The sequence below is a fragment of the Shewanella sp. SM73 genome (assembly GCF_025653795.1).
GTDB classification, from domain to species: Bacteria; Pseudomonadota; Gammaproteobacteria; order Enterobacterales; family Shewanellaceae; genus Shewanella; species Shewanella oncorhynchi.
The window spans coordinates 22,253-33,131 of record NZ_JAKKRY010000026.1 but is presented as its reverse complement, the minus strand read 5'-3'; the positions used below and the strand labels follow the sequence as shown (position 1 = coordinate 33,131).

Genomic DNA, 10,879 nt, shown 5'->3' with positions numbered 1-10,879 from the left:
GTAAGAGTTTTACCTGGCACGGGACGACCTTCTTTTCTGGCTTTATCTCGCCAATGATACAAGGTTTGCACCGCGATGCCTTCTTCCCGAGCGACCTCTGCGACCGTTAAATTGTGAGGCGGTAATAATTTTTTAAGGATCGCCTCTTTACGTTCTGGTGAATACCGAGCCATATCGTTCTCATTTGCCGCGCCCTGTCTTTAAAAATAATGATTATTTAGGGGTGACAACTATCCTGACACAGGGGGATCTGTTTCATGCTCTTTTTTCCATCGATCACTATTTCTAAATGATGCCCCTATATTTAAAAAGTAATTCTCTACAACATCTAGAGTCATTCCTATACCATAATCCTCTATAACTAGCTGACCGCCTTTGTCATCATGGTCATATAGAATTACACTGACATCGAAGTCACTGTTATCTTCAAATTGGATTCCTTGCTTAACTCTGTAGTCTTTAAGCTCTGCACATGCATCAACAGAGTTCTGCATCAATTCTCTTATGCCTACTTCTGGCTTATCTCCGTACAGTGGAGAAATCAGCAATTCCATCATCTCAGAATCAGCAGTCTTAAACCCAAGAACTTTAGGTATATAATTTGGTTTTTTTTCTGAGATAAACTCCTCTAGAGAATCTAGCGAAGACCGAATTCTGCGAACTGTTATTCCCAATTCATTCAGGGGGCCATATCTACCATAGACCTCGCCAAGCACTGACCATGACAAATCGAGTTCAGATTGAATGTCTGAAAAAAGCTTTCTTAACTCTTCATAAGTAAGTGCATCCTTCGGCTCTGCATCGATATAAATAGCCTCAGGATCCTCATGCGCCTGGTTAATTTCAACAATTGAATGATGTTTTTTCCATTCCCCTCTTGAAATCGGACTTACAAGTGTTTTTAAACTTAGCAACTGTTTTGGGGCTCGCTCTGCATGTATTTGAATGTAGTCCGCAATTCGTAGAACTAGCATTATCAACGGAACATGAGTGTTGAGATGAATCTGTCTTTTACGTTTCTCTAGTTTATCCACAGCAGCGCGCAAACTCATATTGTGACTTCTAGCTATGAAGCCACAAAGATCGAGAAAATTATCTTCCGGTTCTTCGCCTAGACAAATGGAGTCTCCATCAACTCCAGGAACTCCATAGAAAGCAATTTCGTGTGCAATCCTCGCATGATTCCGCCGGATAAACTCGCCAATCAAAAGTTTATCTCTGCCTGATAAATCTATCTTATTTTGAGGAATCACCCTTACAGGCGTTTCATCACCAAATATTGCCGTTAGCTTTGTAGCATCAAACCGTTTGGCCTCAGAGAAAAAATTATGCCACACTTCACTCCATTTTTTTTCAACACCTGTATAACGTGAGTTTACAATTGGCATTTCGTCTCTTATAAGAGAATAAAATCCGTCCTCTGTAAGATGCATGGCACAATCATGCAGTAAAATTGACACAATCATTGCGGCTGCGTCAGGAGCCGTCATATGGCTCCAGCTCTCATCAGATATTAAACTATCCGAAGTTAACAAAACTTCTCTTAAATGAGTAAAACCATGATCAGTATACTCAGGAAAAAATATAGTCTTATTATCACTTAACCATGGTTTAAGATTGCTTATACATGTAAAAATAAAGCCTTGATACTTAGAGTTTTTCTCTAGCAGATTCCTTGTTCTCGTTGGGATTTCTATCACATCGTTTCCTTTATAGATACTTTTCTAAGGGCAAGTCAGATGCCTAACGTCTTAGTATTTATGCACTGCGCTGTTTGCAGGGCATAAATCGCTTGTTTACTCAATCTCAAATATGGCCGCTGCCACATCCGTGTAAATGGGTATGAATGATGCTATAGGAATTTGCTTTTTTGCGGTAGCGGTTTTTTTATACAGTTTGATGGGTAATCACTTGATATCGTTTTAGCTTTCTCATTTTTAGCGCTTATTTTTGGCTGATGAATCGCTATCTAACGACTCAAAACTCCAAGGAATACACCTCCCCTCGGAGTTGCCGCAGGGCGAATAGAGCTCTTGATTTAATAAAGAGTGCGTGAGTTCGGTCATGGATGACCGACTAGCTTTCGCAGGTGCAGGGACGCATCCTTCGGAAGCCATAGCAAATTTGGCAATAAGCACAAAGGGCTTTCAACTCCGTTGGGGACGTCATGGAGCATCCAAGGAGGATAGGACGAGCAGTCCTCCTTGGTCGACTCTTTATTAAAAAATCAGGGGGTGAAGCCCCACGACTTTGATTGTGATTAAAGAATTCAAACGAACATAAAATCAGGCTAAAATCAGGCCACCCATAATAAAACTACATAATGTACTCTGCGTTTAGGTTCAAGCAACGGAAAGCCACATGAGTAGCGAAAAAGGCTGATAAGGTATGGGATAAATGGATGATGTTTAGCTAAATCGGGCTATTTGATTGAAAAAAGGTAATTTTTTGCAAGAATGATCCAAGCCATTGTCTGGTTGGCCATTTTGAAAGATAAAGTCGATGAAATAGGCTTGAGATCAACCCGTTTTGAGGTAGTGGCAGCATTTAGCAAAGTGCCGACGTCGCTTCTCTAAGTGTTCGCAGTAAGTGGTGAGTTCTTGCAAAGTACCCACTGGGCCATGAAATAATTTACCAAACTCAGTGGTTAGTTTAAGCCAGTTATCTTGGGTAATATCTAAACTTGTTAGCAACTTAGCATTCATTTCACTGATTGAGCCGCGTTTATCCGCTCGAATAATCCGCCCTGTATCCTCAAGCAACTGAAGATAATCCTTGAGCGCAAACGCAATACCATTGGGCTGGTTACCGTGCTCATTGCCAATGAAAGGCAATAGTCTGTTCGGTTGCTCCCCCTTTATCGCCGCCTGAATACGTAGCTGAATACTAGTATGGTCTGATTTTTCTGGCGTATCAGCCATCTTGGCTCTGATGGGATTCAAATCCACGTAGGCCATGCAGGTTAAAACGGCAGTTTCATCGAGCAAGGCTTGCGATTTAAAACGCCCTTCCCAGAAACGACCTGTACAGTTATCTTCTTGATTTGCTTGCCTTGCAATCGGTTCGTTTAAGCTGCGCATGAACCAACTGATGTCACATAAACGGCTTCGATATGTCGCGATAGAATGCCTTAATCTATTAACCTCATAAGCGTCAACCAGTTCACCTTCAGCAAACTTACGCGTTAATTCATCGCCTTTAAACAGTTTATGCCATTGTTCAAGCACTTCTATGTCACTCCAGCGATTCGCCGTCTCAATATCAATGCGTAACACCACATGCAGATGATTCGACATCACCGCAAAGGCCGCCACATCAATAGCGAAAACCGCCTCAAGTTCAAACAGTAACGACTCAACCCAAGCTCGGCGATGGTCATAGTTTTTACCTGAATAAGCATCATCCCCACATAAAAATGCCCGCCGAACAACACGGCTACAGCAATGATAAAAGGGAGTGTCTTCAAGACTAATCTGAGTTCTACGAGGGCGCGGCATAAAAACCTCCTTGTTGAATGCTTAATCAAAGCATAGTCGGAGGTTAACTACTGCACCATTGAGGTTGGGTGTCTCCGTTCAGGCTATCCGTTCAGGCTCTTTAATTGCTTATGGGTGATGAACTCTTTTTCAGTATGGCCTGTGTATTCCACGCCCAGCATCGCTTGGGCAAAACTTAAAGCAATGGGGAGTAATTTACTGTTCGTTGAACCGCCAATTGCAATGGGTTTAGGGTCGACTAAGCCAAGAAAACGTGCCTGAGACGCGGTAATATCCTCGCCCAGTTTGCCATCATTTTTTGCTTAAAAGCCTGAAACAAAACATTTGTTACAAACTAAACACAAAATCGATGGAACCCCTAGTCCGATACATGTTAAACAGTCACATTAAGCTTAATTTAATGGTTTTAGCCGCTCGTAGACTTCAAATTTTTCCTGAAATCCAAGGCCATCATCATGCAAACATCCATAACAATATCGACCTAACGGGGAACAAATAATGAAGGGACTAACCCTTAAAGCGCAAGCCCGCACGCTAAGTGCCATCGCTTTAGCCTTAACTTTGGGCGCCTGTAGCACACAACAACCCGATGCCAGTGTTCAAGCAAGTGCGGCGCCAAATGCAGTGTCAGCACAAATTATCAGCCAAAATGCGACTAATCCATTCTTTAAACCCTATGATACTTTTATGGAAATTCCGGCCTTCGATAAAATCAAGCCTGAGCATTTCCTCCCCGCATTTAAAGCGGGAATAGCCCAACAACACGAACAAATTCAAGCAATTGTTGATAATAAAGCAAAACCCACCTTCGCCAATACGATTGAAGCCATGGAGTTTTCTGGCGATCTAGTGACCCGCGTTTCTAACGTCTTCTTTAACCTGACGGGCGCGGATACGAATGAAGCATTGCAAGCACTCTCGAAAGAAGTGTCGCCTATGTTATCGTCCGCCGAAGACGATATTTTGCTTAATGACAAACTGTTTCAAAAAGTTAAAGCTGTCCACGACGCAAAAGACAACCTGAAGCTCAGCACAGCCCAAGCCAAATTGCTGGAAGATACCTATAAATCTTTCACCCGTGGCGGCGCGAACTTAAGCGAGCCAGATAAAACCAAACTGCGCGCGCTGAACGAAGAAATTGGCAAACTCAATTTAACCTTCGGTGACAATCTATTAGCCGAAACCAATGCCTTCGAATTAGTGGTTGATAGTAAAGCCGATCTCGCGGGTTTACCCGCAGATGTGATTGCCACTGCCTTTGAAACCGCCAAAAAACGTGGCCATGAAGGCAAGTGGGTATTTACCACGTCTCGCCCTTCTATTACGCCTTTTTTGACCTATGCCGATAATCGCCAGTTACGTGAAAAACTCTACAAAGGCTATATCGAGCGCGGTAACAACAATAACGCCAACGATAACAAGATTATCCTCGCGAAGATTGCCGCCCTGCGTGCCGAACGTGCTCAACTGATGGGCTATAAAACCCATGCGGATTTCGTGTTAGAAGAACGCACAGCTAAAACACCAGAAAACGTCTACGGTTTACTCAATAAAGTATGGCCAGCGGCATTGGCCCAAGCCAAAAACGAAGTGGCTGATATGCAAGCCATGATTAACGCTCAAGGTGGCAATTTTAAGCTGCAAGCGTGGGACTGGGATTACTACGCCGACAAGATCCGTGTCGCTAAGTACAGCTTTAACGAGCAACAAACCCGCCCGTATTTCTCCCTCGACAGTACATTAAAAGGCGTGTTCTACACGGCTAACCGTTTGTACGGTTTGACCTTTAAAGAACGTACCGACTTGCCCAAATACAATGCAGAAGTCCGTACTTGGGAAGTTTACGATAAAGACGGCAAACTGATGGCCATCTTTATGGGTGACTATTTCACCCGTGACAGTAAACGTGGCGGCGCTTGGATGAACTCCTTCCGCAAGCAATACAATATGAATGGCGTTGATTCTAAACCTATTATTGTCAACGTATTAAACTACCCTCGCCCAGCGGGTAATGAGCCAGCGCTGCTGACCTTCGATGAAGCCAGCACACTATTCCACGAATTTGGCCACGCACTACACGGCATGTTATCGAACGTCGAATATCGCTCACAGGGCGGCACCGCCGTACCTCGCGATTACGTTGAGTTCCCATCGCAAGTGAATGAAAACTGGATGACTCAACCAGAAGTGTTAGCCCAATTTGCCAAGCACTACAAAACCGGCGAAGTGATCCCGCAAGAACTAGTGAAGAAAATCCAAGCGGCCAGCAAGTTCAACCAAGGTTTTTCTACCGTTGAATACATGGCGGCCACTAAACTCGATTTAGATTGGCACACACTAACCGATCCAACGCCAAAGGATGCGGCCAAGTTTGAGGCGGACTCGTTAGCGGCAATGGGACTGATTGAAGAAATCAGCCCACGCTATCGCAGCACTTACTTCTCGCATATTTTCGCAGGCGGTTATTCAGCAGGCTACTACAGCTACCTCTGGTCGGATATTTTAGGTGCGGATGCTTTCGAAGCCTTTAAAGAAAACGGCATTTTCGACAAGGCCACTGCGGACTCCTTCCGTAACAATATCCTTTCGAAAGGCGGCAGCGATGATCCTATGCTGATGTATAAAAAATTCCGAGGTAAAGAAGCCGGTATAGAGCCGCTACTGCGTAGCCGCGGATTACTGGCTGAATAGCATCAAAAATAACGGTTTGCTAAAGGTAAGATCAACAACGGGAGCCTAAGCTCCCGTTGTTTTATGCTATTACCCGTAGTAACTCATTTGTCACTCGATCAGAACTCAGGTAACGCCTTATTTTTACTGTACAAAATAACTAGTGATCTTAGCTTTTCCATAAATACATCTATATGTACTACGTTTTGCGCTAAGCCTTGGGACTCAATATGCCGTCTCAGAATATCAATACTTGCAACTAAAGATTTTTCGTCCAATGCCAGTAATGCACCTTTTAGCCGATGCAAATACCCAAGAAAGCGCTTACCGTCATTCGCATCCAATGCATCAAGCAAGCCTTGTTCGTCACTGTTCCAGCCAGCAACAAACAGCGCTTGCATATCAATAAGTGTCACTGTCGATAATGATTTCATACTTATTTCTTGACTATCCGACATCACCTTTCCAAGAACGTGTTCAAGAGCTCTATTCAATCTCTCGATGGTAATGGGCTTATGTAACACCTCAGCAATACCTGCAGCTTTAATTTGAGTAATACCATTAATATCTGCCGTACTGACAATCACGGGTGTATTAATTCCTTTAGCTCGTATTGCTTTAAGAAATTCAAATCCATCCATCTGCGGCATGCCAAGATCAGTCACTATAATGTCATAAGGCTTGGTCGAGCAGTATTCTAAAGCCTGTTGCCCATCCCCTACGCTATCAACGTAATGATAACCAAGTGCAGCAAGTTGATGCTCAAGTAGGGTTCGGTTAAGCGGATCATCTTCAGCAATTAATACCTTGGCATAATGATGAATTTCTGATCTTTGTTGGCGAACAGTTAAGGGTTCAAGAACTTCATCATGCTTACCACATGCAGCCAAAATAAGTTTGAACATTGATGTCGAGAATGAGGTTACACATAAATCTTGGTTTCGACGTTCAGGGTATAGAGGGCCGTCGCTGGATAGGATCACAGTATCAAGATACGTATATAAGATATCTCGCCATGGCTCTGATAGTGCCGTCCCTGAAGTTGCAAAGACAACTACAGAGTTTGTCCTTGGTGCGGGCAAAGGCTTTAACAAGCTTGCTTCAATTATTTCGACATCAGGGACCCAGCATTTAAATTGCTCTATCAGATTGAAAAGCCAAAGTGGTGAATCGCATACAATTACGACTGTACTAAAACGATATTTATCTGCAACTTGGGAACGATTTTCGTATGAAAGGTTATGACGTAAAGGCACATTGATCGTAAATATAGACCCCTCCCCCTCCTCACTATCAACTGTAATATTGCCCCCCATTAACGTCATGATCCGTCGACATAAAGTCAACCCTAACCCTGTGCCACCAAAACGACTGTTAATAGATCTGTCTGCTTGTACGAAAGGTTCAAATACTTTGTTGATATGTGCGTGCGAGATACCAATTCCGGTATCGCTAACAGAAATGCGCACCCAGCGGATATCATCCCTAACTTCACTAGGAATAGCCCTGATAGTAATAGACCCCTCCTCAGTAAATTTTCGAGCATTACTCACTAGGTTCATCAGTACCTGAGATAATCTGTGCCCATCTCCACTCCAAGTGCCTGTAAGTTCAGGATCAATTAGGCAGAAAAAGCGCAAATTCTTGTCCAGAATCACAGGTGCAAAAGTCTGTGCACAGCGTTCAACCAGCTCAATAAGTTGAAATGGCTCTGGATGTAATTGTAATTCCTGAGCTTCTATCTTCGACAAGTCCAAGATATCGTTGATCAAAGCCAATAACGCATCAAATGCACGGTTAATTGTCGAAACTCGCGCCTTTTGTTCTAGCGTTAAGGGCTCTAATGCTAACAACTCCAAATTACCCAATGCACCGTGCAAAGGTGTACGAATTTCATGGCTCATCATAGCGATGAACATCGACTTGGCCTGATTAGCTTGGTCAGCCATCTCACGCGCTTGTTCTAACAAACGGACCGTGGTCTTCTGAGCACTAATATCGGTCAAGCTAAACAAGATGACTTCGCGTTGTTGGTAACGAATATGAGAATAAGCCACAGATATTTCCCGTTGCTCGCCACATGCACTTAGCACTGATGCTTCTGTTATCTGTACCTCATGGACGTTTGACTGCACTTCGGATTGATTTTTATGGCGATTCAACTGTGCTTTAACTAATATTCCGCTATAGAAATTCACACATTCTGAGGGTAAAAGTAAGCATTCGGCAGCTTCGTTTTGCATAACCACTTTATTGCTAAAAGGATCATAAATGCTCAAACCTACTGGTGCAGTATTCAGCACGGCATGATTGAATGCATCACTTTCATATACAAGACGCGACTGTAATCGTAGTGGCGCAAGTATTAAACGGTCGAGCAAAAGAATAAAGCCCCATAGGATCCCCAGCACTAAAAATGTCAGTATACTTAATGTGATTAACTTACTTTTTAGTGCATTAAAAATTGTAAACCAGTCAAATACATAGACTGTAATCCAGTTTGGTCCTTGGATAAATTGTGAAACGAAAAACATGCCATCACGATAAGTTATATCTCGGCGCAAAGCCGTATTTTGTAATAATGCAGGATATTCCAAGATATATTTCGCCCATCGACTCTCACTTGAGCTGTAATTGTCTACACCGAATATATGCTTACGATCACTGGAGACAACAAAAAAACCAGTCTCATGAGTCGAACTCTGAAAGAGCATAGAGAATTTACTGATAGGAACGTTTACGACAATAACAGCGATAAGCTTACCATCACAATAAACTGGGGCGGCATAATTTGTAGTTAATTCATCAGTAATAGGCGATTTATAAAAGGGTACCCAGAACATTCTCTCATCATATAATTTATTCACATTGGTAGTTGCTATCACAGCATCGACCCTAGTTACTGCATCATTGATAAATTTATTAATGCCAACTTCCTTTACATTATTCAATTTAGTTAATGACAATGGTGGCGATAATGCGAGTAATCGATGATCAGATGAATATATATAACCGCCAAGGTAATGCCCATTTTCTCGCTGACGTAACAAGGGGGTTGGCGAGACCTCACGCATTAAGCCTAAAAAATCAGCCAGTTCATGATCAGTTACGCTATGACTATATGAAGATAAGATCATCGCAGGGGTAGCGGTTACATCAGTATCGGTGACTATGACACCATTTTTTTTTAGTAACTCTTGACGATAACGCAACACGGGTAAATTTTCCCCATCACGTAAGCGCCACAACATCTCATAAAATTCAACCCTTTGTTTCAAACGAGCCTGGGTTCTATCAAGATTTTCCTTGATGATACCTCGCTGAATTTGAAACAAATGTACACGTTCGTCTAAAAAACGTTCAGATAATATTGTGATTTCTACAACTGATATAGTAAGCACAATAAAACTGATAGCTAATCCACCACTAAATAATAACCAACGGGAATAACGTCCGGGCAAGTCAGGATCAGAGAGCGGAGTGCATTTCAAATACTTGCATAATAAATTTCGTAGATTTAATTGAGAAGATTTCATTTAGGCGGACCACTGAGAAGGTATTCAAAATAGTTTGTTAAATATATTCACCAATTCTATATCATTACTTGCGCCTAATTTTTGCATCGCTTTTTTCTTCTGAGTACTTATCGTTTTAATACTACGATCCGTATGTTGTGCAATATCAGTAACAGACATACCACGCACAAACATTCGAACAACTTCAAGTTCCCTCGCAGTCAATTGCGAAATCAATAACGTTGGGCTTGAGAGATGATTTGACATCATGTGTTTCACTAACGCTTTTGATGTTAGGGGGTCAATATATTTTTCGCCCTGTAGAACACGAGTAATCACCGTCGGTAAAATAGAAATATCATCACTCGATTTACTTAAAAAACCACAAACGCCAATCTGCATCGCTTGCTGCATAATAACTAAATCATCATGTGCAGTTAGCAAAATAATTTTTATACTTGGATATAATCTATGAATACGTCTAAGTAATAGTAAACCATCTGGCTCATCATCATTTTCAAAGGAATAATCACAAATTAAAATATCGCAAGGATCATTAGCAATTGATTCAAAAAGTGCTCGAATGGAAGTCACGGTCCTAACTAGATTAAAATTTTTAAAATCATTTATTATTTTACCAATCCCCATCACAACAACAGGGTGATCGTCAGCCACTATAATATTAACTTTAGACAAGTATCCGTGACTAAAGGGCATGTATAAACTCCAAATACGTTAATTGATAAGAAATAGTAAAACATCTAACCGTTACACATCAAACATGTTAAATTATTGTTCAAAAAACAGAGGCTATAATATTTTACTATAAACTTAGAGATGTGGAATGAAAAAGGAATTAACAGAAGGAGCTTAATTATGAAACACTTAATTTCATAAGGTATTATATTTCATAATTTCTCTTGATAGCAATAGCAACTCATGTGACTTAAATCAAAATTTTACATTTTATAGATTATAATACCCACATAAATTATGCGCTTAAATTCATATTTTAAAATATCACTAGTCATGACACTATAACTAGTTGTAAAAAATTTTTATTCATTCTTTATAATTACCCACGCAATTAATTGCATATGATTTTTAATATTAATAACTACCTTCTATAGCTAGGGTTTTATCAGAGTAACCTATAAAAGGTTACTCTGACTCAAACCCCAAATATATCACTATTTT

Annotated in this window: 6 protein-coding genes; 1 reads left to right on the top strand and 5 read right to left on the bottom strand. The window is 41.4% G+C overall.

Going from position 1 to position 10,879, the window contains the following annotated elements:
- The 3 genes from L5M51_RS22235 to L5M51_RS22225 all read right to left on the bottom strand — a co-directional run.
- Nucleotides 1–173: transposase (locus L5M51_RS22235; RefSeq protein WP_263171552.1), on the bottom strand; the 173-nt coding region annotated here is incomplete at its 3' end.
- Between the two features lie 57 nt (nucleotides 174–230).
- A complete protein-coding gene (locus tag L5M51_RS22230) occupies nucleotides 231–1,700 on the bottom strand; it encodes a hypothetical protein (RefSeq protein ID WP_263174749.1) in 1,470 nt (489 codons plus the stop codon).
- A gap of 819 nt (nucleotides 1,701–2,519) precedes the next feature.
- Nucleotides 2,520–3,497, bottom strand: a complete 978-nt coding sequence (locus L5M51_RS22225; RefSeq protein ID WP_263174747.1) for a transposase — start codon at nucleotides 3,495–3,497, stop codon at nucleotides 2,520–2,522.
- A gap of 498 nt (nucleotides 3,498–3,995) precedes the next feature.
- On the opposite strand from L5M51_RS22225, the gene L5M51_RS22220 reads away from it, so the two are divergent.
- Nucleotides 3,996–6,188 (top strand): M3 family metallopeptidase, encoded by a 2,193-nt coding sequence (locus L5M51_RS22220; RefSeq protein WP_263174745.1) that lies wholly within the window; start codon nucleotides 3,996–3,998, stop codon nucleotides 6,186–6,188.
- Between the two features lie 98 nt (nucleotides 6,189–6,286).
- Here the strand turns inward: L5M51_RS22220 and L5M51_RS22215 are convergent, their stop codons facing one another.
- Nucleotides 6,287–9,703: a hybrid sensor histidine kinase/response regulator gene (locus L5M51_RS22215; RefSeq protein ID WP_263174744.1), complete on the bottom strand. Its 3,417-nt coding sequence runs from the start codon at nucleotides 9,701–9,703 to the stop codon at nucleotides 6,287–6,289.
- 24 nt (nucleotides 9,704–9,727) lie between these two features.
- Nucleotides 9,728–10,399, bottom strand: coding sequence for a response regulator transcription factor (locus tag L5M51_RS22210; RefSeq protein WP_263174741.1), 672 nt, complete (start codon nucleotides 10,397–10,399; stop codon nucleotides 9,728–9,730).
- Nucleotides 10,400–10,879 lie beyond the last annotated feature (480 nt).

What these genes read in the sequence shown, in the direction of transcription:
- L5M51_RS22225 (WP_263174747.1), bottom strand. Translation starts at nt 3,497, where the DNA reads ATGCCGCGCCCTCGTAGAACTCAGATTAGTCTTGAAGACACTCCCTTT.
- L5M51_RS22215 (WP_263174744.1), bottom strand. Translation starts at nt 9,703, where the DNA reads ATGAAATCTTCTCAATTAAATCTACGAAATTTATTATGCAAGTATTTG.
- L5M51_RS22220 (WP_263174745.1), top strand. Translation starts at nt 3,996, where the DNA reads ATGAAGGGACTAACCCTTAAAGCGCAAGCCCGCACGCTAAGTGCCATC.
- L5M51_RS22210 (WP_263174741.1), bottom strand. Translation starts at nt 10,399, where the DNA reads ATGCCCTTTAGTCACGGATACTTGTCTAAAGTTAATATTATAGTGGCT.